Genomic DNA, 24613 nt, shown 5'->3' on the forward strand with positions numbered 1-24613 from the left:
GGGCTTTCGGCATTCCCAGGGACTTTCGCCGACCGCAACTTGATAACGCTGCGGTAACGTCCCCTCGGTTCCCCTATGGCAGGTCCTTCGCCTGCGTAACGTGGCCCGGGCAGATCCGTTGGGATCGTGCCGTGCGGTGCGCGTCCTCCCGGATCACCCGAGGTGACGAAGGGAATCTGTGGTGACGAGCACGATGTCGAAACAACGTCCGGCGGTCAGAGCGGCTGTCGCCTTCGCAGGCATGATGGTGGCCGCCGGCTCCCTGGCGGGGTGCACGAAGACCGACACGACCAGCGGCGGATCGCTCCTCCAGCAACTGCAGGACAGCGGAACGGTGACCGTCGGCTTCGCCGGCGAGGCGCCGTACAGCTTCGAGCAGGACGGCCAGTTGACCGGCGCCACCGTGGCCCTGCACCGCGAGATCTTCAAGAACCTGGGCATCGACAACGTCGAGGGTGTGAGTACCGACTTCGGAGCGCTCATACCCGGACTGCAGGCCCGCCGCTTCGACGTCGTCAGCGCGGGTATGTCGATCCTGCCGCAGCGGTGCGAGCAGGCAGCGTTCAGTGAGCCGGAGTTCAACTACACGACCGCGCTGATGGTGCCCAAGGGCAATCCCGCGAACCTCACCGACATGCAGTCGGTGCAGCAGAGCGGGGTGCGGATGGCCGCGATGACCGGGGCGATCGAATCGGACTACGCGCAGCAGCTCGGGATCGATGCAATGCAGGTGGCGTCGCCGCAAGATGGAATGGACGCCGTCGCCAACGGGCGAGCCGATGTCTTTGCGCTCACCGGGATCTCGCTGAACTGGCTGGCGAAAAACAACCCACAGGCCCCGGTGGAGGTGACCAGCTCCTTCGTCGCCGAGATCGACGGGGTACCCCAGGTCGGTGCCGGCGGCACGGTCTTCCGTAAGGAGGACACCGAGTTGCGCGACGCCTACAACGCCGAGCTCGCCAAGATCACCTCCGACAAGGACAAGTACCTGTCCATCGTCGGACCGTTCGGATTCACCGCGGAGGAACTGCCCGATCCGAACCTGACCACCGCCAAACTCTGCGGAGGGGCCGGCTGATCGCCGTAGAGGTCTGCTGCCTGTGAAGGAGAACATCGACGCCTTCCTGGATGCGTGGCCGAGCATCCAGGAAGGCATCGTCGTCACGCTCCAACTGACGGCGGGAGGTGCCCTCCTCGCGTTCGTCCTCGCGCTCGCGCTCGGGTTGGCAGCCCGTGCGCACAACATCGTGATCAGAGGATCGGCTCGCGCGTTCATCGAATTCTTCCGGGGCACTTCGTTGTTGGTGCAGCTTTTCTGGTTGTTCTACGTGGTTCCGCTGTTCGGCTATCTCATCGACCCGGTGCTCTGCGGAATCCTTGCGCTCGGGCTGAACTACGGCGCCTACGGAGCCGAGGTGGTGCGCGGCGCGATCAACTCGGTGCCGCAATCACAATGGGAGGCGGCGACGGCACTGGACTTCAGTCACTGGCAGCGGTTGCGCCGGGTGGTCTTCCCGCAGGCCTGGGCCGAGATGATTCCACCGTTGACGAACCTCCTGATCCAGCTCCTCAAGGGCACGGCGCTCGCGAGTTATATCCTTCTGCAGGACCTGACCTTCGAGATCGACCAGCTCCGGCAGACGACCGGGAACACCCTCTTCGCGTTCGGCGTCGGGCTCGTCATCTACTTCGTCATCGGCTACGTGCTGACACTGGTGATGAACGCGCTGGAGGTGCGGGCGAAGAATCGCCTCGGCACAGGGCCGTCCCTGCGTGAGATCTTCAGCCTCGCGCCCTCCGATCCACGGGGACTGGAGGCCGCGAAGCAATGAGCGTCGAGTGGAGTTGGGACCGAGCGTTCGAGGCGTTGCCCGTGCTGCTCGAGGGTTTCAAGATCACCCTCATCGCCACCGTTCTCGGTTTCCTGATCTCTGTCGTTCTCGGACTCGTCATCGCATTGATCCGGCAGGCCGCGCCGCGATGGGTGAGTGTCCCGGTCCGCGCGATCAGTGAATTCATCCGGCTGACCCCGCTCGTCGTGCAACTTCTGTTCGTGTACTACACGTTCACCGGACTGTCGCCGCTGCAGATCGGTGTCGTCGTACTCGGAGTCCACTATTCGACGTACATGGCCGAGGTGTACCGGGCGGGTATCGAAGCAGTGCCCGTCGGCCAGTGGGAGGCCGCGCGGGCGCTGTCCATCGCGCCCACGCGGACGTGGCGGGCGATCATCCTGCCGCAGGCCATCCGTCGCGTCGTCCCCGCGCTGGGCAACTATGCGGTGTCGATGTTCAAGGACACCCCCTTCCTGTTCGCCATCACGGTGGTGGAGATGGTGACGGCTGCGCAACAGTTCGGTGCCCGGCATTTCCAATACCTCGAACCGTTGACGCTGGCGGGTGTGATCTTCCTCGTCGCCAGCTACCCGACGTCCCTGCTCATACGGCGATTGGAGAGACGTCTTGCCCGATGACGCGAGCGCAGCAACCCCGATGATCCGATTCGACGACGTCGTGAAGCAGTTCGGCGACCACGTCGTGCTCGACCACCTGGATTTTCAGGTCGCGCGCGGCGACCGGGTGACCCTGATCGGTCCGAGCGGATCGGGGAAGACGACGATCCTGCGGCTGCTCATGACGCTGGAGAAGGTGAACGAGGGTGTCATCTGGGTCGACGGGACACCGTTGACGCACGAGGAGAAGGGAAGCAAACTCGTGCCGGCGTCGGAGAAGTACGTGCGCCGGATACGACGCCGGATCGGCATGGTCTTCCAACAGTTCAACCTGTTCCCCAACATGAACGTGATCGAGAACATCACCGAAGCGCCGATCCACGTTCTCGGACTCGACAAGGCCGCGGCCGTGAAGCGGGCTCGCGAGTTGCTGGAGACGGTCGGGCTCTCGGACAAGGAGACCGCGCATCCGACGCAACTGTCCGGTGGCCAGCAGCAGCGGGTCGCGATCGCGAGGGCACTGGCCATGGACCCCGACATTCTGCTGCTCGACGAGGTCACGTCGGCGCTGGATCCGGAGTTGGTGGCGGACGTCCTCGACGTGCTGAGGAACGTCGCGCGCACCACGGACATCACGATGCTGATCGTCACGCATGAGATGCAGTTCGCGCGGGACGTGTCGAACCGGGTGATGATGTTCGACGCCGGGCGGATCGTGGAGGAAGGCGACCCGGCGACGATCTTCACCGCGCCGAAGAACGAGCGCACCAAGACCTTCCTGAAGGCCGTGCTGGCCGACTGATTCCGGGCTAGCTCGAACTGGTCGCGAGTTCCGTCTCCTCGGCTGCGGCGCGTCGGGCCAGCCGGCCCGCCATCCACGCGCACACCAGCAACTGCAGTTGGTGGAACAGCATGAGCGGCAGCACGATCAGGCCGATCGGCTGGCTGGCGAAGAGGACGGTGGCCATCGGAAGACCGGTGGCGAGGCTCTTCTTCGACCCGCAGAACGTGATCGTGATCTGATCGGCCCGGTCGAAACCGAGTCGCTTCGACCCGAACCAGGTGACGGACAGGACGATCGCGAGCAGCACCGCGCACACCGCGAGCAGAGCCAGGAGCCGGCCGGCGGACAGCGTGCCCCAGATCCCCTCGTTCATTCCCTCACTGAATGCGACGTAGACGACCAGCAGGATCGATCCCCGGTCGACGAGCTTGAGCGGTGCGCCGTGCTTCTTCACCCAGGGACCGATCCACCGCCGCACTGCCTGGCCGGCGATGAACGGGAGCAGGAGCATGACGAGGATGCCGATCGCGGAGGACGCGTCGAAGCCTGCCCCCTCGCTCGTCATCAGCAATGCGACGAGGAGTGGGGTGACGAAGATGCCGAGGATGTTGGAGAACGAGGCGCTGACGATGGCGCCGGGCACGTTGCCTCGGGCGATCGACACGAAGGCGATCGACGACTGGACGGTCGACGGCAGCAGGCAGACGTAGAGGAGGCCCAGGTACAGCGGTTGGGTCAGGATCGTCGGGACCAGCACGCGCGCAGCGATTCCGAGTAGCGGGAAGATCACGAACGTCGCCGCGAGGATGGTGACGTGCAGACGCCAGTGACGCAGACCGTGCAGCGCCTCCTGCGTGGAGAGTCGGGCGCCGTAGAGGAAGAACAGAATTCCGACGGCCACCTTCGTGGCCCAGGTGAACGCGGTCAGGGCCGTGCCGTCCGCGGGGACCAGGCTGGCGATCCCGACGGTGATCAGGATGCCGAGAATGAACGGATCGAGTCTTCTGAGCAGCGGAATCTTCGTCAGCATGGTTCGACCGTAAGGAACACGCGGATATTTCGAAAGACGATAGTTGCGTTTACTGTAATGCTGAACCGTGATAACAATGGGTGATGTTCGATCCCGTTCATCTGCGGAGCTTTCTCGCGGTCGCGCGCACCCGGAGTTTCACCGCCGCGGCCCGGCGACTGAACCTGCGGCAGTCGACGGTCAGCCAGCACGTCGGAAAGCTCGAACTGGCCGCCGGGCGCCGCCTGTTTCTGCGGGACACGCATTCGGTCGAGCTGACCGCGGACGGCTCGGTGATGGTGGGTTTCGCGACGTCGATACTCGAGCGGCACTCGGACGCCGAGCGCTACTTCACGCAATCCGGTGTGCGAGGACGCGTCCGGTTCGGGGCGTCCGAAGATCTGGTTCTGCACGAGCTTCCTCGGATTCTGGGTGAATTCCGCCGCAGCCATCCGCTCGTGGATCTCGAACTCACGGTGGCGTTGAGCGAAGTGTTGTTCCGGCAACTGCACGAAGGCCGGCTGGACCTGGTCTTCGGGAAGCGTCGCAGAGGAGACCGGCACGGCGAACTGGTGTGGACCGACCGGCTGGCGTTCTTCGCGGCACCCGACTTCGTTCCGGATGCAGAGGGGCCGGTGCCGCTGGTGGCGTATCCGCCGCCGTCGATCACGAGGGAAGCGGCGCTCGACGTCCTGGAGAAATCCGGACGCGGCGCGCGGGTGGCCTGTGTGACGGACAGTTTGAACGGGTTGCGGGCTGCCTGCCTTGCGGGTCTCGGCGTCGTGTTCCATGCGGAGACGCTGCCGCCGGCGGGGCTGGTGCCGGTGCGGATGCGCTCGCGCGACGAATGGGGGCCCAACGTCGACGTCGAATTCGTGCTGGAGGCCCGCCGGAGCGTTCTCAGCGAACCGGAGCAGGCGCTGCGTGCCGCCATCCTCGAGAATGCGGATCGACTGCGCGCGTGACCTCGGCGGGGAAACCGCCCCACCGAGGCCGCCGAGCTGTCAGAAGATGAGCACGGACAGCGCGGTGGACAGCACCAGGCCGGAGACCACGGGCACGAAACACTTCCGGGCGAGTTCGAGGACGGGCACACGGGCGAAGCCGGCCACTGCTATCAACGACGACCAGGCGACGAGCGTTCCGCCGCCGGACCAGATGTTCCCCATCTGACCGATCGCCGCCAGGGTTGCGGGGTCCATCCCGACGGCAGGCCCGAGCGCGCCCGCGAGTGAACCGGTGAGCGGCAGCCCGGTGAATCCGGAGCCCTCGAGACCCGCGATCATTCCGATGGCGAGAATGCCGAACGACGTGACGAACGCGTTCTGCGGCAGGTGGGACTGCGCGGCGTTCACCAGGTCGAAGAGCAGCGTCGGTCCGGTCGCGTCCGCGGGAAGTCCCAGAATGGCGGCGGAGAAATCACCGTTGCCGATGAAGAAGAATCCGGCGATCGGGATCACAATGCCCATGGCCTTGAACGCGAAGACCAGGCCGTCGATCAGATGCTCGGACGTCGTCTCGAGGAAGCCCTTCTTGTCGTTGGTCGCGGCCGCGGCGAACAGGATGAGCGCGGCGATCCCGCCGACCATCGCCGCCGCGTCGCCGCCCTTGAGGTCGGGCACCAGATCGGTGAACTTGCCGACCATGAGGTAGACGATGAACGCCAGATACGCGGTGGGCACGAGTACTGCGAAAGTCTTTGCGGCACGGATGCTCTTGAACGTGTCGTCGATGACCTGCCGGGCGGAGGCCGTGACGGGTTCGGCGAGGACGGCCGTCGTCGTCGGGGGAGCGGCACTCGTCGCCGCTTCGGCCGGTGCGCGATCGATCGCGCCGCCGCCGGTGGGGGTCGCACCGCCCTCGGGGGCGTCGCCGCCGGGCTTGCCGAAGTCGCTCTCCGCGCGTGACTCCCAGTCGGTGAGCAGTTCCGGTGCGGGGCGGCGCATGTGCCTGCGCTGCGTGAAGTAGGCGATGAGAAGCGCGGTGAGACCGACGATCAGGGACATCACCAGGGCGCGGTCCGCGACGACGTCCGGATCGACTCCTGCCGACTTCGCCGACAGACCCGGCGCCACCTTGATGATGTAGTCGGACGACAGCGCCATGCCCTGCCCGCAGATCGCGATCGCCATGCCGACCGCCATCGGGGGAAGGCCGGCGCGGATGGCGACGGGGATGAGGACGGCTCCGATCAACGGAACCGCGGGGGTGGGCCAGAAGAACAGCGAGATCGTGTAGGTGACGACGGCCAGGACGATGAAGCTGCTGGTACCGCCGCGCATGACGCGCCGGAACGGGGCGACCATCAACCGGTCGGCTCCCATCTGCCGGAGGGCGCCGAGCATCGCCGTCACCAACGAGATGATGAGGAAGATGTTGAACAGCTCGCGGGCGGCGACGAGGCTCGCGTTGAAAATCGACGCGAGACCGGTGACGAGGCTGTCGGAGAACACGAAGGCGGTCAGGAACGTGCCGATGACGGCGGGGACGACGATGTTCTTCCGCATGAGCATCGTCCCGAGGATGACGATGATTCCTCCGAGATACACCCAATGTGCGGCGGTGAGACTTACATCCACGGTGCGCCCCTTCGAAATAGGTACAGACTAGTGGCACTAGTCACAGTGCAGTGATACTGCGCGGGGCGTTTTCCAGGGTCAACGTCCAGAGTGCACATCGATAACCAGCGTATTTGTGCATTGTGCCCGGCATTTTTCGCCGGGATTGCTTGTTGTCACGCGCAAGTAAAGGAATGCTCGGCAGAGGCCGTTTCACGGAATCCTGTGTTCATAATTAGGCTTGCCTAACCAAATTTGGCGAGCGGGGTGCGGCAAGGGATCCCGGCGAGAACTGGCATCGCCGGAACGCGAATTCTCGAATGAAAGTGGACTCTATGAACACGGCGGTCGGTCAGGCTCAGAGTGCAACCGCGGGTGACGAACGCGGACCCGGCACGTCGCCCGCGCTGGCGGCGCTGCTCGCCGGAACGTTCGTCGGCACGGTCAGCAACAACATCGTCAACGTCCCGTTGAACTCGATCCTCACGGACTTCGACGCCGGTCTGGGCAGCGGCATCTTCGTCGTCGTCGGATTCCTCCTGACGTTCGCGGCGACGATGCCGCTGGCCGGGTGGGTCGGGGACCGGTTCGGTCGCCGGCGCGTGTACTGCGCCGCCTTGCTGGGAACCGCGGTCTGCTCGCTCGGCGCGGCGTTCGCGCCGTCCCTGCCCGTGCTCGTGATCTGGCGGTCGCTCGGCGGGATCGCCGCGGCCGCGTTCGCGCCCGCTGTCATGGGCCTGATCGCGTGGCTGTTCGGGCCCGCACGTCGGGCGCGTGCGGTCGGCGCCTGGGCGGCGGTGAACGGGATCGGTCAGGCCGTCGGTCCGTCGATGGGCGGAATCGTCAGCGACTGGTGGGGCTGGCGGTGGGCGTTCGTGCCACTGGTGCCGGTGGCGCTGATCGGGTTCGCCGCGACCCTCCGCTACATCCCGCGCTACCCCGGCAAGAAGATGCGGCTCGACGTGATCGGGGCGTTCACCGTCACGCTCGGCGCGGTTCTGCTGATCCTCGGCCTCACGACCGTCTCGATGGAGCAGGTTCCCGTCTGGGTCAGCATCGCGACGATCGGCGGCGGAGCGGTCGTCACGGCCGGGTTCGTGGTCCATTGCCGGCGGGCGGCGAACCCGTTCGTGCCCATCGACCTGGTGATCGAATCACGGTTCCTGCGTAGCGCTCTCGCCGCCTTCACCCAGATGTTCGCGCTGGGCGCGCTGTTGCTCGCGCTTCCGCTCTACCTGACGGGCTCGGGCAGTTCGACCACACAGGCGGGGCTGATGCTCTTCGTGCTGCCGGTCGTCATGACGTGCGTGGCGCCGGTCGTCGGGCGTCTCGTCGACAGGATCGGGGCCCGGGTGGTGATGCGGTCCGGTCTGGCGGTCTTGATCAGTAGTCAAGCCGCACTGGCGATCACGTTGTCCGCCGATGTCCGGAACCCGATCGCCGTCGGCGCCGTGCTCGTCGTCGCCGGAGTGGGGATCGGCATGGTCCAGACGCCCGCCGCGGCCGGTTCGACCCGATCGCCCGCGGGGGCCGTCGGAACGGGGCTGGGACTGTTCAACCTCATCCGCTTCGGAGGTTCGGCCGTGGGCGCCGCCTGGGTGGGCGTGGCCGCGCACCTGGCGGCCGATCCGTACGGACTGCTGTTCGCCGTGGCGGCACTCGTCGTGCTCGCCGGATTGGCCGGGACGTTCGCCGGCGAGAACCCGGTGGCCGTCTGAGGGTTAGTGGGTCACGATCTCGTGGTTGACGGTGTCCTGCACCTGGGAAAGCAGATCGAGACGGAGAGCCAGCCACAGGGTGAACTGGTTCTCGGGTTCCCGGATGTCCATGCCGATGAGCCGCGACGTGCGATCGAGCTTGGCGATCATCGTGTTCCGGTGGATCCGGAGGCGCCGTGCGGCCGCGTTGATGTTGCCGCCCTCTTCGAGGTAGGCGAAAAGCAACTCCTCGGTGTCGGCGTGCGAACTCGACGCCCGGAGGGGGCCGAGGACGTCACGGATGAGCCGTCGGCTCTCGTCGGTGTCGGTCGCGCGGGCGAGCACACTGAACCCGCGCAGGTCGTTGTACGCCACCGAACCGGACAGCCCGAGCCGCTGGGCGATGCCCAGAGTGATGCGGGCTTCGCGGTAGCTTTCCCCGATATCGCGGGCGCCCGCCGCGGGACGTCCGTGGGCCACCGGGATCCGCTGACCCAAACGGGTTTCGAGATCGAGCGACATGGCGTGCGCGTACTCGCTGATCTCGGATTCGACGCCGGGTGTGTCGACGGAACTCAACGAACGGATCACCACGAGCACGTCGCCGATGACGGTGACGTGAGAACGTACGCCCGGACGTGGGAGGACGCCGGCGGCGTACCGTGCCAGCCGGACCATGCTCGCGCCGGGACGTCCCGACGCCCGGTCGACGAGGCCGGGCGCGACGAACACGATGTAGTGCAGGTCCAGATCGATCTCGTGCAGCGCCGCCCGGGTGCGCAGGTCGTGGTCGTTGGCGAAGTTGCCGTGCACCAGAGCCTGGACGAAGTCGCCGCGCGCCCGCTCCTCGGCCTCGTCCACGCTCCGCTGCCGGAGCATCTCGGTGCCGATGATCGTCCCGGCCTGTTCGACGACCACCCGGTGCTGTGCGATGTCGTGCCTGCGGGGGTTCGCCCCGGGCACGACGACCACGATCCAGCCCTCGTAGCGACCGGCGAGTTGCATGGCCCCGGCGACTGCCGTCGTGGGCGCGAACAGTCCCTCCGGATGCTCCAGGCGGAACACGTGAACGTTGTGCATCCGTGCCGGTGGTGATTCCTCGAGCCGCGGCAGGGCGTCCGCGAGAGCCTCCAGCAGGGCGACGGTGCCCGTGTCCTCGGCGTCCGGGAGACCCGCATGGGCGAGGAGCCGCCCCCGGACGTCCAGAGCGACGGCGACGTCCGAGGTCAGCGTCGCCACCTCGCGGATCAGCATCGGCAGGCCCGCTCCGCGGTGCAGCAACCCCGCGAGCGACTGGTGCACCGTGAGGGCATAGCGCATCACGTGCGCTTCCTGGGTGAGTGCGCGCTCGGCGAGGAGCCGGTTGAGTGCGGTGAAACCGACGGGAAATCCCAGCTCCACGACCGTGAGTCCGGTCGGCCAGACCGTGCCCGCGGGCGCCGACCCGTCGACGAGAAGGACCCCGGCTCCCCGTGCCACCAGCGATTCGAGTTCGCGTCCGTGCGCGGACAGGGTTTCCGGCCGGGTGTACACAGCGACCTCGGCGAGGGAGTCGGGCCGGCTCATCACCTCACCCCACGGCAGGCACCACGTCACCGGGCCGCTCTGGGCGTCCGTGCCGGACAGCAGCCGGGCCGACGCGAGCAGGGGCTCTTCCAGGAGGCCGCGTAACGACAGTCGTTCGTCCTCCGCGTTCGGTGTCGTGGTGTCGTCCACTGCGGACCCTCCTCGGGTGGCATCGAAAAGTGCAGTATGGCGGAGCGCGCGCCTGCACTGCCTATGCACTATGCCCTGATTTCGCCGAGATTGCCGGATATTGTGACCATGGTTCCTCCGGCCATGCCGGTGATAGAAATCGGTGCATCACTTCCTCCCGAATACGCAACGGAGAAGACAATGCATCAGGTTCACCGAATCACGCTCGACGACGCACTCCCACTGCTCGCAGCGGGACGCGCGAAGGCAGAGGAAATCGGCGTCAAGCAGACCCTGTGCGTCTGCGACGACGGCGGTAACGTGCTCGCCCTGCACCGACTGCCGGGAGCGCGCCTCACCGGCGTCGACATCGCGATCGCCAAAGCGTTCACCGCTGCCGGCCACGAACGGGCGACGCACCTGTTCAACGAGGCTCCCGACGGTCCGGCGTTGCCCGGGAACGAAGCATTCGGCATCAGCCAGATGCTGCCGGGCAAGTTCGCGGTGTTCGTCGGCGGATTTCCCCTCGTCTTCGACGGCCAGATCGTCGGCGGCGTAGGTATCAGCGGCGGAAACGGCAAGCAGGACAAGGCAGTCGGAGCGGCGATGCTGGCCGAGTTCGAAGCCCTCGCCGCAGTACCCGGCTGAATGGCCACGATGTGCCGACAACGTGCACATCGAAACCCTTCCAACGCAGTCACTTCGACCGTGGTCGGGCAGGCCGCGAGTCGATAACGTCGAATTCACTCCAGTCGGAGCATCTCCAACCATTCTCATACTCGAGGAAGACGAGGCACATCATGACCGAACTTCTAGGCAGGGACGATTTCCGCGCAGCTCTGGAGAACGCCATCAAGGGCCGCGAGGCGAAGAACGCCTCGTTCAGCAAGGCGTGGGCCGAGGGCAAGCTCGAGAAGCACCATTTCGCGCGGTGGGCGGAGAACCACTACCACTACGTCGGCCCCTTCGCCGACTACCTCGCGAACATCTACTCGAACACCCCCGACACCTTCACCAATGCAAAGGATTTCACCCTCCAGAACATGTACGAGGAGGAACTGGCCGACATCCGGCACACCGACCTCCTCATCAAGTTCGCCGAGGCGTGCGGCACCACGAAGGAACGTGTCGAGGATCCGTCGAACATGAACGCGATCACCCGCGGTCTGCAGTCCTGGTGCTACGCGGTGTCGCAGCGTGAGCACTTCGTCGTGGCCACCGCCGCGCTCGTCGTCGGACTCGAGTCGCAGGTACCGAGCATCTACAAGAAGCAGATCATCCCTCTGCGTGAGGTGTACGGGTTCACCGAGGACGAGATCGAATTCTTCGACCTGCACATCACGTCGGACGTCGTGCACGGTGAGCGTGGATACCAGATCGTGCTCGATCACGCGGATACCCCGCAGCTGCAGCAGCGCTGCCTGCAACTCGTGCAGTGGGGAGCCGAGATGCGCTTCTCGTACACGAAGGGGCTCTACGACACGTACGTGGCAACCGACCTCGAGCTCGCGACCGCCTGACCGTGTGAAGGGAGGGGCCCGCATCGGGCCCCTCCGGACGCAGGCAACTCGCCCGACAGGAGAGAACGATGGAGACGAACTGGACCCGGCTGGTCACCGTGCGTGAGCTCGGCCGCCGCCGGAAGCTTCGCGTCGAGGTCGGGGACACCGCGGTCGCCCTGTTCCAGGCCGACGACCGGATCTACGCCTTTCGTGATCTGTGCATCCATCAGGATCGGTCACTGGCGAAAGGCACCCTGCTGCACGGGCGGGTCATCTGTCCGGGCCACCAGTGGGCGTTCGACCTCGACACCGGCTACGAGGAAGACCAGGACCTGTGCCAGCCGACCTACGCGGTGAAGGTCGAGGACGACGTCGTCTACGTGGATCTCACCCGCAGCCCCGATTACGCCGAGACCGCGACTTCGCCCGCCGAAGTCGACTGAGAGAGCGAGTGACCCCATGACGTTGAACACCATCGTCACCATCGGCGCCGGCCAGACCGCTGCCGTCGCGGCGCGCACCCTGCGGCGCCGAGGGTTCGACGGCAGGATCCTCCTCGTCGGCGACGAGCCGCACGCGCCGTATCAGCGGCCACCACTGTCCAAGGAATTCCTTGCCGGGCAGGAGGATCGCGAGTCGTTGATGCTGCTTCCCGACGCGTGGCGAGACAAGCAGAACGTCGAACTCCTCACCGGCACGACGGTGACCCGGATCGACGCGAGCGGCGGATCGGTCGAACTGTCCGACGGGCGGAGCATCGCGGCCGACGCGGTGCTCGTCGCGACCGGCGGCAGACCGCGCACGATGCCGGTGAACGGGCCTGCATCCGAACGGGTGCACTACCTGAGGACGATCGACGACGCCGAACGGCTCGCCTTCCAACTTCGTCCCGGCGTCGGTCTGGTCCTGATCGGCGGAGGCTTCGTCGGGCTCGAAATTGCCGCCACTGCACAGGCGCTGGGAGCAGAGGTGACCGTTCTCGAGGCGGACGCGGTGCCACTCGCTCGAATCGTCGGAGCCGAGATGGGCGACGTCTGCACGCGATTGCAGCGGGAGAACGGAGTCACCGTCCGCGCCGGCGTCCGGGTCGACACCGTGACGACCCGGCCGGACGGCGTGCTCATCGCCCTCGACGGCGGAGAGGTGCTTCAGGCCGACGTCGTGGTGGTGGGCATCGGGATCGTCCCCAACGTCGAGGTCGCGCAGGCCTCCGGACTGGCCGTCGACGGCGGAATCCTCGTGGATGCACAGGGGCGGACATCGATTCCACACGTCTACGCCGCCGGCGACGTGGCAGCGCGATTCTCCGACGCGGCAGGCAGGCACGTTCGCGTCGAACACTTCGACAACGCAAGCAAGCAGGGGGCGGCGACTGCGAACCTCATGCTCGGACGCGTCGGGGTGGTGGACCCCGCGCACTGGTTCTGGTCCGATCAGTTCGGCAAGAACATCCAGTTCACCGGCACCGCCCGCTACACCGACCTGGTCTTCCGCGGCAGCACCGACGACGGCGAGTTCACCGCCTTCTATCTGGACAGCGGTGTTGTGCGCGGCGCCTTCTCACTCGACCGCGGCGACGAGATCAGCGCGGCCAGAGAACTGATCGGCCGGTCGATCGCGCCGGCCCGGTTGGCGGATCAGGACGTCGACCTGTTCGACCTGATGGACGACGACGAGGAATTGGTGACGGTGTCATGATCGAGGGACTCAATTTCATTGACGGGCAGTGGGTCCCGTCATCCTCCGGAGCAACGTTCGAGCGGCGCAATCCCGCCGACCACGACGACGTGATCGGCGTGTTCCCGGATTCGACCGAGGCCGACGTGGATGCCGCCGTCAGCGCGCTGGCCAAGGTGGCGCCGCAGTGGGCCGCGACGCCCCCGGAACGCCGCGCGGCAATCCTGGAGGCCGCGGCCGCACACCTCGAGACGCGGGCAGGCGAACTCGTCGACGAACTCGTCCGCGAGGAGGGCAAGACCCGGGCCGAGGCGACCATGGAAGTCGGTCGCACACCGATGAACCTGCGCTTCTACGCCGGTGAAGCGCTCCGCACCACCGGCAGTACATACCCCACCCCGGGTGAGGGACTCGTCATCACCCTGCGCGAACCCGTCGGAATCGTCGGGGCGATCACCCCCTGGAACTTCCCGCTCAACATTCCGTCGCGCAAACTCGGACCGGCGCTGGCTGCCGGCAATGTCGTGGTGTTCAAACCGTCGGAACTCACGCCGCTGATGGGACAGCGACTGGTCGAGGCGCTGCTGGCCGGGGGACTTCCGGCCGGTGCCCTCGCCCTGGTCCAGGGTTCCGGTCGTGCCGGTGCCGCGGTCGCGGCGGACGAACGCGTCGATGCCGTGACGTTCACGGGTTCCACCCACGTGGGCCGCGCGATCCACGCGGCAGTGGGTCCGTCTCGCCGCAGTCAGCTCGAGATGGGCGGCAAGAACCCTGTGGTGGTCCTCGACGACGCCGACGTGGACAAGGCGGCCGCACTGATCGTCAAGGGCGCCTTCGGCTTGTCCGGGCAGGCGTGCACGGGCACCAGCCGGGTGATCGCGGTGGACGCGATCCACGACCGGTTGCTGGACCGCGTGGTGGAACTCGCCGAAGGGATCACCGTCGGCCCGGGCGCCGACCCGGGTGTGGGCATGGGGGCTCTCGCGAGCGCGGGGCAGCTCGCCAAGTTCCTCGAGTACGTGCAGGTTGGCCGCGACGAGGGAGCCGAACTGGTCTGTGGCGGAGTAAGTCTCGACAGTGGAAACGGCTATTTCGCCGTCCCGACCGTGTTCGCCGGTGGCAGCCCCGGCATGCGGGTGGTCACGGAAGAAGTGTTCGGGCCACTGCTGGTCTTCCTGCGGGCGTCCGGCTTCGACGAGGCGGTCGCACTCGCGAACGACACGGAATTCGGGCTCAGCGCGGGAATCGTCACCAACGACGTGACCAAGGCGCTCGCGTTCGCGGGCCGTTCCGAATCGGGTCTGGTGAAGATCAACCAGCCCACCACCGGCATGAGCATGAACGCGCCGTTCGGCGGTTACAAGGCATCGAGCACGCAGACCCACAAGGAGCAGGCGGGCGACTCGATGATGCAGTTCTACCAAGCCGAAAAGACCGTCTACCTCAGCCCTTCGGCCTGAGACCTACCTGTCGACAGAGGGAGAAGACCATGGAATTCACTCGAGTTGCGCGCTCCGGACAGGTTTCCGAAGGCATCGTGCGCCGCTTCTTCGCCGGCGAACACGAGTTCGCCGTGGCCCGCCTGAACGGGAAGGCCTACGCCACCTCCAACTACTGCACACACCTGGACTGCCTGCTCTCGTCCGGGAAACTCGTCGACGACGGCATCGGATGCTCCTGCCACGGAAGCGTATTCGATCTGGAGACCGGGGAACCCGTGTGCCCACCGGCGACGGTGGCCATCAAGACCTACCCGGTCGAGGAACGTGACGGCGAGATCTTCGTCGGCATCGACCCCGACGACACCAGTTCCATCCCGCGCCGGCGGGCCGCGCGGGGGTGCATGAAGTGAACCGTCGACCGTCCACTCTCTCCGCCGACGGCATGGTCTCGTCCAGTCATCCCGCGGCGAGCACCGTAGGTGCCCGCGTACTGGCCGACGGAGGCAACGCCATCGACGCGACGTTGGCCATGGCCGCGATGACCTGGCTGACGTTGCCGGGGCAATGCGGGATCGGCGGTGACGCGTTCGCCGTCGTCCGCGAACCGGACGGATCGGTGTGGACAATCGGGGGCAGCGGCTTCGGGCCCGACGGCGGTGACGTGGACTTCTACACCGAACGCGGGCTGCGGTCGATTCCCCTCGACGGGGCACTGGCGGTGGCGGTTCCCGGGGCGCCGGCCGCCCTCGGTGCGTTGCACGCGGGTGGCGCCACGCGCTCGCTGACGGACCTCTGGGCACCGGCCGTGCGTGCGGCGGAGAAGGGGCTTCCCTGCTCGGCCAAGACTCGCGACGACGTGCGAGAAGCGCAGACCGCGATCGCCGCCGACCCCGGACTGCGTGCGGTGTATCTCCCCGGCGGGCGGTTGCCGCAGGTCGGGGAGCTGCTGCCGCAGCGCGACCTGGCCCGGTCCATTCGTGCACTGGCGCGCGACGTGCATGGTTTCTACACCGGTTCGTTCGCTCGGCAGGCTGTCGAGGCGCTCCGCGCCGGTGGGGCGCCGTTCGGCGGGGACGAGTGGGCGGCAGGCGCCGACGTGCGACCGGAGGCCGCGATCAGCGGAAACTACGCCGGTGCTGTCGTTCACCAGACACCCCTGCCCACCCCCGGATGGATGGTGCTCCAGCAGGCGGCGCTGAACGACGGCGTCGTCGGCTTCTCCCCGTGGCTCACCGCTCCGGCCGTCGATCGCATGGCGAGAGCAGCCCGTCTGGCCTTCGAGGATCGGTTCGCGACGTGCGGTGCCGGCAACGACGGGTGGAGGGACGTGCTCCAGCCGGCCGCGATCGGGGAGGCGAGAGACCGGCTGGACGGCCGGCGGGCGTCGTCGGGCGCCTTCAGCGTCAGCGCCGGAGACACCACCTCGACCGTCGCGGTGGACTCCGACGGCCGTGCCGTCAGCTTCATCCACTCGCTCGCCTTCACGTTCGGCGCCAAGATGACCGTCCCCGGCACCGGAGTGGTGCTGAACAACCGATACGGCCGCGGGTCCTACTTGATCCCGGGACATCCCAACGCCGCGGCGCCGCGGCGTAAACCGCTGCACACCCTCAATGCGTGGGTGATCACCGATACGTCCGGGAATCTCCTGCACGTCGGGAACACCCCGGGCGGGGACGGGCAGGTGCAATGGAACATGCAACTGATCTCGCACCTGCTCGATCACGGGCTCGACCCGGCGGAGGCCGTCGCGGCACCCCGCTTCACCGTCTTCCCCGGCAGTGACGCCGATGTGGTCGGTCGCCCGGCGGAGCTGCGCTGCGAGTCCCGCATTCCGGAGGAGGTGCGCACCGAGTTGGAGCGCCTGGGTCACGACGTCGCACTGCAGGGTCCGTGGGCCGCCGGTGGAAGCGCGCAGATCATCACCCTCGACGCCGCGCGCGGCCTGCTGTCCGGCGCCGCCGACCCCCGCCAGGAAGGAATTGCACTCGGTGTCTGAGCAGGAATCCGTCGCCGCCGCCCCACGGCCACAGGGCCGCTACATTCCCGCTGTCGTGCACGACGGGATCGCGTACAGCGCCGGCATGACGCCACGCCGCGACGGGGTGCTGACGGTTACCGGCATCGTCGGACGGGACCTGGACATCCCGCGGGCCCGGGAGGCGGCCGGGGTGGCGGCGAGAAACGCGATCGCCGCCGTCGCCGCGGCTGTCGGCGGAACGGCGGCCATCTCCCGGTGCCTGCGCATGAGCGTCTTCGTCGCGTGTACCCCGGACTTCCGCGAGCTGTCCGCGGTGGCCGACGGCGCGTCGGACGTGCTGGTCGAATGCCTGGGACTCGACGCGTTGCCGGTGCGCAGCGCGATCGGCGTGTACGCCCTGCCGTCCGGCGCACCCGTGGAGATAGAGCTCACAGTGGCTGTTCGCGCATAGACCCGCACCCGCCTCCGGAGTATAAATACATCTTGTGTCTATGTTGTATTCCGCCGCGGAGCAGGCCTATCGCGAGGTCAAGGAGCTCATCCTGTCGGGCGGTCTGCCCGGCGGTGAGCTGATCAGCGAGGGCGAGATCGCCGGGCGCATGGGGCTCAGCCGTACCCCGGTGCGCGAAGCCTTCCTCCGGCTCGAGTCCGAGGGCTGGATGCGGCTGTACCCGAAGCGGGGCGCGCTCATCGTGCCCGTCGCGGACGGCGAGGCGGAACACGTGGTCGACGCCCGGCAGCTCGTCGAGACGCACAGCGTCCGGGTGCTGGCCGACCAGCCCCACGCCCGCGAACTCCTCGTCGCCCGCCTGCGCGAGAACCTCGTGGAGCAGCGGGAGATCGCCGAGCGCGGCGACGTCGCCGCCTTCAGCGCCGCCGACGCCGACTTCCATCGGATGATCGTCGAGGCGGGCGAGAATCCGCTGCTCGCGACGTTCTACTCCAGCATCCGCGAGCGTCAGCGCCGCATGACGGCACACTCGATCACCCGTGATCCGGGACAGCTGCCCAGGATCATCGCCGACCACCAGCAGCTGACCGAACTCGTCGAAGCGGGCGACGCCGCCGGGTTCGACGCCGCGGTGCTCGTCCACATGCGCCAGGTCCACGCCCTCAACCCGAGAGGAGTTGCGCGATGACCGTCGTCCGCGAATCCCCGATGGAGGTGCCGGAGGCCCTCGCGTCGCCGCGCGCCTGGCTGCTGGTGGCCGCGACCATGTTCGCGGTCGCGTGGGGCGGCAACGAATTCACGCCGCTGCTCGGCATGTACCGCGCCGATCACGGCTTCTCGCCGGTCACGGTCGATCTGTTCCTGTTCGCCTACGTTGTCGGGATCGTCCCCGCCCTGCTCCTCGGCGGACCACTCTCCGACCGACTGGGACGGCGGCCGATCCTGCTCCCGGCACCGTTCCTGACGATCGCCGGTTCCGCGCTCCTGGCCCTCGGCGCCGACTCCGCGGCGATGCTCATCGTCGGCCGCGTCCTGTGCGGTATCGCGCTCGGCCTCGGCATGGCCGTCGGTGGCAGCTGGGTGAAGGAACTGTCCTCCGCGCCGTGGGATCCCGCGGCCACGGAGGGTGTCGGTGCGCGACGGGCAGCGATGAGCCTGACCGGCGGATTCGGCCTCGGCGCGGGCGTCGCCGGCGTCCTCGCGCAGTGGGCGCCACTGCCGAGTGTCCTGTCCTACGTCGTGCACAGCGCGATCGCCGTCGCCGCTGCCGTCGCACTGTGGCGGGCCCCCGAGACCCGGGCGGCCCAGCCGGTCTCCGAACGCGTCTCGCTCGCCCGCGACCTCGCGATCCCGTCCGCCGCCCACAAGCGATTCCTGTTCGTGATCGCACCGCTCGCACCATGGGTGTTCGGTACGGCGGCCGCCGCCTACGCGGTGCTGCCGTCGCTGATGTCCGGGAACACCGGTGGGCTGCCGCTCGCGTTCTCGGCGCTCATGTGCATGGTCGGTCTCGGGGCGGGATTCGCGATCCAGGCACTCGGCCGCAAGATCGACACCCCCCGCAACGCGCGTGCCGTCGTGGTGTCACTCGTCGTCGTCCTCGCCGGAATGGGCGTCGCCGCCGTTGCCGCATCGGCGCTGACCGTTCCGCTCGCGCTCGCCGCCGCCGTCGTGCTCGGCTGCGGATACGGCATGGCCATGGTGTCGGGACTGCAGGAGATTCAGCGGATCGCAGGACCGGACGACCTGGCCGGACTGACCGCCGTCTTCTACTCGCTCACGTACCTGGGATTCGGGACGCCCGCCGTGATGGCCTATCTGTCCGAGACGTTCCCGGCGGTGACGTACCCGAGAATGTTCGTCTTCGGCACGGTCGCGGCCGCGGGCTGTCTTGCGCTCGCCCTCACGAAGTGGCGCGCGCACCTGCCGCACCCGGAGTGAGCGCAGCTCACATCGGCGGCAGAGTCTTCTCGCCGAGCCAGGAATCCCACAGCCGGCGCAGCGGCTCGTCGGTGAAGTGGGTGGCCAGGTCGGTGAATTGCTCGCTCGTGACGGTGGAGTGGCGATGGGCCAGCGTCCACTGCCGCAGCAACCCGAAGAACTTGTCGTCGCCGAGCCGGCGTCGCAAGGCGTGGAGTGTGAGAGCGCCGCGCTTGTAGACGCGGTCGTCGAACATCAGCTGCGGTCCCGGATCGGCGATCACCAGGTCCTGCGGTTTGCGGGCCAGGCCCTGATGCGCCTGCAGGGCGAGCTGGTGCGCGGAATGTCCACCGGAGTTCTCCGACCAGATCCACTCCGCGTAACAGGCGAAGCCTTCGTGCAGCCAGATGTCCCGCCACTGGCCGAGCGTCAGGCTGTTGCCGAACCACTGATGGGCCAGTTCGTGCGCCACCAGACGTTCGGACCAGCGCCGCCCGGTGCAATGGTTGGCGCCGAAAATCGACAGTCCCTGCGCCTCGAGCGGGATCTCCAGCTCGTCGTCCGTCACGACCACCGTGTAGTCGGCGAACGGGTAGGGACCGAACAACCGGGAGAACACGTCCATCATCTGAGGCTGCCGGCCGAAGTCCACGTCGAACGTCGGACGCAGCCGCGGCGGATGGACGGCGAACATGGGAACACCGCCGGAACCGAGGCTCCGGCGTTCGTACGGTCCGATCTGGATGGTGGCCAGGTAGCTCGCCATCGGCTCGGTCTGCTCGTACACCCACGTCGTCTGGCTGGCCCGAGTCTGCTTGCTGACCAGCGCACCGTTGGCCACCGTGTAATACGGCGAATCGGTCGTGATCGCGATGCGGTAACTCGCCTTCGAACTCGGGTGGTCGTCGCACGGGAACCAGGACGCCGCCCCGTTGGGCTGACTGGCGACGAGCGCGCCCTCGGACAGCTCCTCCCAGCCGACCTCGCCCCACACGCTGCGGATCGGTTTCGGCGAACCCCCGTACTGGACGGTGAGCACGAGGGCGCCGCCCGCGGGGATCGCCTGCGCAGGCGTGACGATCAGCTTGCCGTTCCGGTGTAACCACTTCGTGTTGCGGGAACCGTTGGTCGCGACCTTCGTGACGTGCAGGTTGGACGCCAGATCCAGGGCGAATCGGGATCGAGCCTCCGTGGTGACCGCGGTGATCGTGGCCTTGCCTGTCAGCCGGTTGCTGTGAACCTTATAGGTGAGGTCGAGTTCGTACCGGGACACGCGGTATCCGCGGTTGCCGTTCTGGGGGAGGTACGGGTCGACCGGCTCGTCGATCCCCTTCTCGGCCTTCACGTCGCCGCCCAGGGGGCGATCGGATTCCCCTGCCAGCGCGTGGACTGCGGCACGGTGTCGCCGCGCATGACGAGTGAGGCAGGGCCGACCGTGGCGCCTTCGCCGATCCGGGCGGCGGGCAACGCGACACAATGCGGCCCGAGGGTGGCGCCGGCTCCGAGGATGACGGTGTCCATGGACATGATCCGATCATGGAACAGGTGAGTCTGCACGACACACCCCCGTTCCACGGTCGCGCCGTCGCCCAGCGTCACCAGATCCGCCTCGGGGAGCCAATAGGTTTCACACCACACACCCTTGCCGATGGTGGCGCCGAGACCCCGCAACCAGACGTTGAGCACGGCGGTGCCGGTGGCGGCACGGGCGAACCAGGGTGCGGCGACGGTCTCCACGAAGGCGTCCGACACCTCGTTCCGCCACACGAACGAACTCCACAGCGGGTGTTCGATCTTCCCGATCCGACCCACCACCAGCCACTTCGCGATCACGGAGATCAGCCCGGCGACCGCGCCCGCGACGAGGAGGACGACACCGCTGGCCAGCGCCGCGAGCCAGAAGCCGATGTGGTGAGCCATCACCTGCAGCGCGAACAGCACGCCGAGGCCGATTCCGAACGTCACCGTCACCGGGATGAGGCGGCACGTCTCCACGACCGCACGGGCGATCTTGAGCCGGACCGGGGGACGGAACGTGCGGGAGGCGTCGGTGTCGCCGGGCGCCCTGCGGAGACGGACCGGGGGACTGCCCAGCCAGGAGGAACCGGATTTCGCCTTCGACGGCGTGGCCGAGAGCACCGCGACGAGACCGTTCTTGGGCACGCGCCGACCCGGACCGGTCATTCCGGAGTTGCCGAGGAAGGCGCGCTTGCCGACCTTCGCGTGTTCGATGTGCATCCAGCCGCCGCCGAGTTCGTAACTCGCGATCATCGTGTCGTCGGCGAGGAATGCGCCGTCCGCCACGGTGGTGAACTTCGGCAGCATGAGGACGGTCGACGCTTCCACGTTCTTGCCGATCCGGGCGCCGAGCAGCCGCAGCCATCCCGGCGTCAGGAGACTCGCATACAGCGGGAACAGGAACGTGCGGGCGGAGTCCATGAGTCGTTCGGTGGCCCACACCTGCCAGCCGATGCGACTGCGGACCGGGTGATACCCCTCGTGCAGCCCGATGGACAGCAGCCGGACGGACACGACCGTGAGGAGGGCGAATACGGCGAGGCTGACGAGCGTCGCGACGGGAAGGATCACCAGCGACTGGAGTACGGCGGATCCGATCGTGCCGGCGTCGCGGATCCACCAGCCGATGACTACGATGCCGGCGACGAGGGCGAAGATCGGCAGTCCGGCGATGAGCATCGACGTCACGCCGAACGCGGGAACCCAATAGGCCGCGCGGCGCGGGGTCTCCTCGGGCCACGGGTGGACGGCCTTGCCGACCTTGACCGCCGGTGAACCGGCCCAGTGCTGATTGGCCTTGACGCGTCCGAACACGGCGGAACCGGCCTCGACTTCGGCGTTTCGCCCGATGGTGGCGCCGGGAATCAGCGTGGACCGGGCGCCGACCGACGCACCCGGACCGATCTTGATCGCACCGATGTGGACGACGTCGCCGTCCACCCAGTGCCCGGACAGGTCGACCTCGGGTTCGATGGAGCAACCGTCGCCGAGCTCGAGCATGCCGGTGACCGGAGGGAGTGTGTGCAGGTCGACCCCCTTGCCGACCTTGGCGCCGAGCGCCCGCGCGTAGTAGAGCATCCACGGCGCGCCAGACAGGTTCGCGGCGCCGCTGGCCTCGGTCAGGCGCAGCGCCACCCACAGTCGCAGGTGTTCGCTGCCGCCTCGGGGATACGTTCCCGGCTCGAGTCCGCGCAGCAGGATCCGTGAGCCGATCACCGAGATCGCCATCCGGCCGACCGGGCTGATGAACGCGAAGAACGCGAGCAGAATCCACCACCACGACACCGTGGGCGCCCACGACACCGTCGTGAACCACGAGAAGACGTTGTTGGCGATGGCCAGCCACGTGACCCACTGCAGGCCGGTGAGCGTGGTGAGCGGAACCGTGGCCGCGATCTGCGCGAGCTGGCTCCGACGCGGAGTCGGCGTGACGATGCGGGGTTCGGCGGCGTCGATCGGCGCCAGCTCGTCGAGGTACTCCGCGAGCGAACCGAGCCGCGGATGGTCGTAGAGTTGCGCGACCGTCACTTCGGGGAACCGTTCGCGCAGTGCCGTGACCAGCTGGGCTGCCGAGAGGGATCCGCCGCCGAGCTCGAAGAAGTCGTCGTCGGAGCCCGTGATCTCGGCGCCGAGAATCGCCGTCCACAGCCCCGCGACCCAGGCCTGCGTGCCCTCGAGACCCAGTTTCTCCGCGGCGTCGTCGATACCCGGCGGGGGCCAGGGCAGGGCGTTCCGGTCGACCTTGCCCGACGTGCGGGTGGGCAGTTCGTCGACCAGGACCAACCGGGGAACCAGCGCCCCCGGCAGCTGCTCGGTGAGCGCCGCGTGCGCCGCCTTGAGGTCGAAGTCGGGGTTGGTGCTGACCAGGTAGCCGACGAGCACCTGGTGACCGGCTCCGGTCCGGCGCACGGCCGCGGCGGCGCCGCCGACGCCGGGAAGGTTCTGCAGAGCGTTGTCGACCTCGCCCAGTTCGATCCGCCTGCCGCCCAGCTTCACCTGATCGTCCGCGCGGCCCTGGAACAGCAGTCCGCGTCGGTCGAGGCGGACGAGGTCGCCGCTGCGGTAGGCGCGATCCCAGCCGAGGGTCGGCATCGGCGCGTACTTCTCGGCGTCCTTCGCGGGGTCCAGGTAGCGGGCCAGGCCGACACCACCGATCACCAGTTCGCCCACCTCGCCCTCGGGTACGGGTTCACCGGATCCGTCGACCACTGCGAGATCCCAGCCGTCCAGCGGCAGACCGATGCTGACCGGACCCCTGCCGTCCATCAGGGCGCCGCACGCCACGACGGTCGCCTCGGTGGGGCCGTACGTGTTCCACACCTCGCGTCCGTCGACGGCGAGGCGTTCCGCCAGCTCCGGTGGGCAGGCCTCGCCGCCGAAGATGAGCAGGCGCACGGCCTCGAGGGCCTCGGCGGGCCACAACGACGCGAGGGTCGGCACCGTCGAGACGATGCTGACGTCGCGCGCGACGAGCCACGGGCCCAGGTCCATGCCGCTGCGCACCAGGGACCGGGGCGCGGGCACGAGGCAGGCGCCGTGACGCCACGCCAGCCACATCTCCTCGCAGGACGCGTCGAACGCGACCGACAGTCCGGCCAGCACCCGATCGCCGGGCCGGATCGGGTCTTCCTGCAGGAACATCCGGGCTTCGGCATCCACGAACGCCGCCGCGTTGCGATGGTTCACCGCGACACCCTTGGGGGTGCCGGTGGAACCGGAGGTGAAGATGATCCAGGCGTCGTCGTCGACGGTGGGCGGGCGGGCGCTCGGCGAGTCCTCCCGGGCCGGCGCGGTGCCGGCGGTGATGCCCGACCCGGTCATCACACACCGGACCAATGCCTCACCGAACACGAGTTCGGCGCGTTCGTCGGGGTCGTCCGCGTCGACCGGCACGTAGGCGGCGCCGACGGCGAGAGTCGACAGAATGGCGACGTAGAGCGAGCAGGACCCGGACGGCATGCGGATTCCGACGCGATCGCCGGCCCCGACTCCCGACTCGGCCAGGACCTCCGCGGTCTGCCGGATCTCCTCGAGCAGTTCCTGGTAGGTGAGCGACGTCGAGCCGTCGTCGATCGCCGTGGCTTCGGGGTTCGCCTCGGCCGTCGCGAACAGGATGTCGACGAGGGTGCGCGGCGCCGGTGCGAATTCACGGCGGAGGAATTCCCGGGGTATACGGAGCGACAGGTCCGAATCCGTCGGCGACTGGAGAGACAATCCAGAATTCCTTCTCTGAGCGGGTGGTGGTGCGTACGGCTCGTTATCTCACGATCAAGTGGCCAGATGGTGAACAGTTGGTGGTTCGTAGGGCTTCGTCGTCCATTCTTCACCCGGAGGTGCCGGTTCTCTCGCCGCACGTGTCGAAGTTCGTCCCTCTTCTTCGTCGTCTGGTCAGAAGGAGCACCCGAGTTCCTTCTTTTCGAGGAAGGA

Annotated in this window: 21 protein-coding genes; 16 read left to right on the top strand and 5 right to left on the bottom strand. The window is 67.7% G+C overall.

Translation table 11 applies throughout. The features are described 5' to 3' along the window. Positions 1 to 193 precede the first annotated feature (193 nt). The 4 genes from ehuB to ehuA are packed head-to-tail and all read left to right on the top strand — an operon-like array spanning position 194 to position 3254. Complete coding sequence (gene ehuB, locus AZG88_RS34830) at positions 194 to 1078, top strand: ectoine/hydroxyectoine ABC transporter substrate-binding protein EhuB (protein WP_005245037.1); 885 nt, start codon at positions 194 to 196, stop codon at positions 1076 to 1078. A 22-nt stretch (positions 1079 to 1100) separates the two neighbouring features. Continuing rightward, positions 1101 to 1832: an ectoine/hydroxyectoine ABC transporter permease subunit EhuC gene (gene ehuC, locus AZG88_RS34835; RefSeq protein WP_005245036.1), complete on the top strand. Its 732-nt coding sequence runs from the start codon at positions 1101 to 1103 to the stop codon at positions 1830 to 1832. Next, positions 1829 to 2473: an ectoine/hydroxyectoine ABC transporter permease subunit EhuD gene (gene ehuD / locus AZG88_RS34840; RefSeq protein WP_061700378.1), complete on the top strand. Its 645-nt coding sequence runs from the start codon at positions 1829 to 1831 to the stop codon at positions 2471 to 2473. The genes ehuC and ehuD overlap by 4 nt, the downstream gene beginning before the upstream one ends. A gap of 19 nt (positions 2474 to 2492) precedes the next feature. Next, a complete protein-coding gene (gene ehuA, locus AZG88_RS34845) occupies positions 2493 to 3254 on the top strand; it encodes an ectoine/hydroxyectoine ABC transporter ATP-binding protein EhuA (protein WP_025431732.1) in 762 nt (253 codons plus the stop codon). A gap of 7 nt (positions 3255 to 3261) precedes the next feature. Here the strand turns inward: ehuA and AZG88_RS34850 are convergent, their stop codons facing one another. Next, a complete protein-coding gene (locus AZG88_RS34850; protein WP_005245031.1) occupies positions 3262 to 4266 on the bottom strand; it encodes a bile acid:sodium symporter family protein in 1005 nt (334 codons plus the stop codon). Positions 4267 to 4349: 83 nt separating this feature from the next. Here AZG88_RS34850 and AZG88_RS34855 point away from each other — a divergent pair, with 83 nt between their 5' ends. Further along, positions 4350 to 5210 carry a LysR family transcriptional regulator gene (locus tag AZG88_RS34855; RefSeq protein WP_061700379.1) on the top strand — a complete coding sequence of 287 codons (861 nt, stop codon included), beginning with the start codon at positions 4350 to 4352 and terminating at the stop codon, positions 5208 to 5210. 39 nt (positions 5211 to 5249) lie between these two features. Here AZG88_RS34855 and AZG88_RS34860 read toward each other — a convergent pair whose 3' ends face one another. Then, the gene (locus AZG88_RS34860; RefSeq protein ID WP_005245028.1) at positions 5250 to 6824 is read right to left on the bottom strand and encodes a hypothetical protein; all 1575 of its coding nucleotides are present in this window, start codon (positions 6822 to 6824) and stop codon (positions 5250 to 5252) included. A gap of 314 nt (positions 6825 to 7138) precedes the next feature. Between AZG88_RS34860 and AZG88_RS34865 the strand changes: the two genes are divergently transcribed. Beyond that, the gene (locus AZG88_RS34865) at positions 7139 to 8521 is read left to right on the top strand and encodes an MFS transporter (RefSeq protein ID WP_005245027.1); all 1383 of its coding nucleotides are present in this window, start codon (positions 7139 to 7141) and stop codon (positions 8519 to 8521) included. Positions 8522 to 8524: 3 nt separating this feature from the next. On the opposite strand, the gene AZG88_RS34870 is transcribed toward AZG88_RS34865, so the two are convergent. Continuing rightward, positions 8525 to 10216: a PucR family transcriptional regulator gene (locus tag AZG88_RS34870; protein WP_005245026.1), complete on the bottom strand. Its 1692-nt coding sequence runs from the start codon at positions 10214 to 10216 to the stop codon at positions 8525 to 8527. Positions 10217 to 10396: 180 nt separating this feature from the next. Between AZG88_RS34870 and AZG88_RS34875 the strand changes: the two genes are divergently transcribed. The 10 genes from AZG88_RS34875 to AZG88_RS34920 all read left to right on the top strand — a co-directional run bounded on the left by AZG88_RS34875 (position 10397) and on the right by AZG88_RS34920 (position 19189). Then, complete coding sequence (locus tag AZG88_RS34875) at positions 10397 to 10843, top strand: GlcG/HbpS family heme-binding protein (RefSeq protein WP_005245025.1); 447 nt, start codon at positions 10397 to 10399, stop codon at positions 10841 to 10843. A gap of 152 nt (positions 10844 to 10995) precedes the next feature. Next, the gene (locus AZG88_RS34880; protein WP_005245024.1) at positions 10996 to 11715 is read left to right on the top strand and encodes a TenA family transcriptional regulator; all 720 of its coding nucleotides are present in this window, start codon (positions 10996 to 10998) and stop codon (positions 11713 to 11715) included. Positions 11716 to 11783: 68 nt separating this feature from the next. After that, the gene (locus AZG88_RS34885) at positions 11784 to 12140 is read left to right on the top strand and encodes a Rieske (2Fe-2S) protein (protein WP_005245022.1); all 357 of its coding nucleotides are present in this window, start codon (positions 11784 to 11786) and stop codon (positions 12138 to 12140) included. A 16-nt stretch (positions 12141 to 12156) separates the two neighbouring features. Beyond that, complete coding sequence (locus tag AZG88_RS34890; protein WP_005245021.1) at positions 12157 to 13395, top strand: NAD(P)/FAD-dependent oxidoreductase; 1239 nt, start codon at positions 12157 to 12159, stop codon at positions 13393 to 13395. Further along, positions 13392 to 14834, top strand: a complete 1443-nt coding sequence (locus AZG88_RS34895) for an aldehyde dehydrogenase family protein (protein WP_061700380.1) — start codon at positions 13392 to 13394, stop codon at positions 14832 to 14834. The genes AZG88_RS34890 and AZG88_RS34895 overlap by 4 nt, the downstream gene beginning before the upstream one ends. A 29-nt stretch (positions 14835 to 14863) precedes the next feature. Next, complete coding sequence (locus tag AZG88_RS34900; RefSeq protein WP_005245019.1) at positions 14864 to 15226, top strand: Rieske (2Fe-2S) protein; 363 nt, start codon at positions 14864 to 14866, stop codon at positions 15224 to 15226. Further along, the gene (locus tag AZG88_RS34905; RefSeq protein ID WP_005245018.1) at positions 15223 to 16815 is read left to right on the top strand and encodes a gamma-glutamyltransferase family protein; all 1593 of its coding nucleotides are present in this window, start codon (positions 15223 to 15225) and stop codon (positions 16813 to 16815) included. Before AZG88_RS34900 ends, AZG88_RS34905 begins: the two co-directional genes overlap by 4 nt. Beyond that, positions 16808 to 17248: a RidA family protein gene (locus AZG88_RS34910; RefSeq protein WP_025431734.1), complete on the top strand. Its 441-nt coding sequence runs from the start codon at positions 16808 to 16810 to the stop codon at positions 17246 to 17248. Before AZG88_RS34905 ends, AZG88_RS34910 begins: the two co-directional genes overlap by 8 nt. Before the next feature lie 40 nt (positions 17249 to 17288). Beyond that, positions 17289 to 17936, top strand: a complete 648-nt coding sequence (locus AZG88_RS34915; protein WP_025431735.1) for a GntR family transcriptional regulator — start codon at positions 17289 to 17291, stop codon at positions 17934 to 17936. Further along, positions 17933 to 19189, top strand: a complete 1257-nt coding sequence (locus tag AZG88_RS34920) for an MFS transporter (RefSeq protein ID WP_005245014.1) — start codon at positions 17933 to 17935, stop codon at positions 19187 to 19189. The genes AZG88_RS34915 and AZG88_RS34920 overlap by 4 nt, the downstream gene beginning before the upstream one ends. Before the next feature lie 7 nt (positions 19190 to 19196). Here the strand turns inward: AZG88_RS34920 and AZG88_RS34925 are convergent, their stop codons facing one another. Together AZG88_RS34925 and AZG88_RS34930 are read right to left on the bottom strand one after the other, a co-directional pair. Next, complete coding sequence (locus AZG88_RS34925; protein ID WP_179443279.1) at positions 19197 to 20513, bottom strand: M1 family metallopeptidase; 1317 nt, start codon at positions 20511 to 20513, stop codon at positions 19197 to 19199. Beyond that, positions 20510 to 24400, bottom strand: coding sequence for a Pls/PosA family non-ribosomal peptide synthetase (locus AZG88_RS34930; RefSeq protein WP_061700381.1), 3891 nt, complete (start codon positions 24398 to 24400; stop codon positions 20510 to 20512). The genes AZG88_RS34925 and AZG88_RS34930 overlap by 4 nt, the downstream gene beginning before the upstream one ends. Positions 24401 to 24613: the final 213 nt, after the last annotated feature.

The organism is Rhodococcus sp. LB1 (assembly GCF_001583455.1).
In the GTDB taxonomy this organism is placed as follows: domain Bacteria; phylum Actinomycetota; class Actinomycetes; order Mycobacteriales; family Mycobacteriaceae; genus Rhodococcus_F; species Rhodococcus_F opacus.

Coding starts and splice junctions, on each gene's coding strand:
- ehuA (WP_025431732.1), top strand. CDS start 2,493: ATGATCCGATTCGACGACGTCGTGAAGCAGTTCGGCGACCACGTCGTG.
- AZG88_RS34875 (WP_005245025.1), top strand. CDS start 10,397: ATGCATCAGGTTCACCGAATCACGCTCGACGACGCACTCCCACTGCTC.
- AZG88_RS34855 (WP_061700379.1), top strand. CDS start 4,350: ATGTTCGATCCCGTTCATCTGCGGAGCTTTCTCGCGGTCGCGCGCACC.
- ehuB (WP_005245037.1), top strand. CDS start 194: ATGTCGAAACAACGTCCGGCGGTCAGAGCGGCTGTCGCCTTCGCAGGC.
- AZG88_RS34885 (WP_005245022.1), top strand. CDS start 11,784: ATGGAGACGAACTGGACCCGGCTGGTCACCGTGCGTGAGCTCGGCCGC.
- AZG88_RS34865 (WP_005245027.1), top strand. CDS start 7,139: ATGAACACGGCGGTCGGTCAGGCTCAGAGTGCAACCGCGGGTGACGAA.
- AZG88_RS34895 (WP_061700380.1), top strand. CDS start 13,392: ATGATCGAGGGACTCAATTTCATTGACGGGCAGTGGGTCCCGTCATCC.
- AZG88_RS34850 (WP_005245031.1), bottom strand. CDS start 4,266: ATGCTGACGAAGATTCCGCTGCTCAGAAGACTCGATCCGTTCATTCTC.
- AZG88_RS34890 (WP_005245021.1), top strand. CDS start 12,157: ATGACGTTGAACACCATCGTCACCATCGGCGCCGGCCAGACCGCTGCC.
- AZG88_RS34915 (WP_025431735.1), top strand. CDS start 17,289: ATGTTGTATTCCGCCGCGGAGCAGGCCTATCGCGAGGTCAAGGAGCTC.
- AZG88_RS34880 (WP_005245024.1), top strand. CDS start 10,996: ATGACCGAACTTCTAGGCAGGGACGATTTCCGCGCAGCTCTGGAGAAC.
- ehuD (WP_061700378.1), top strand. CDS start 1,829: ATGAGCGTCGAGTGGAGTTGGGACCGAGCGTTCGAGGCGTTGCCCGTG.
- AZG88_RS34920 (WP_005245014.1), top strand. CDS start 17,933: ATGACCGTCGTCCGCGAATCCCCGATGGAGGTGCCGGAGGCCCTCGCG.
- AZG88_RS34900 (WP_005245019.1), top strand. CDS start 14,864: ATGGAATTCACTCGAGTTGCGCGCTCCGGACAGGTTTCCGAAGGCATC.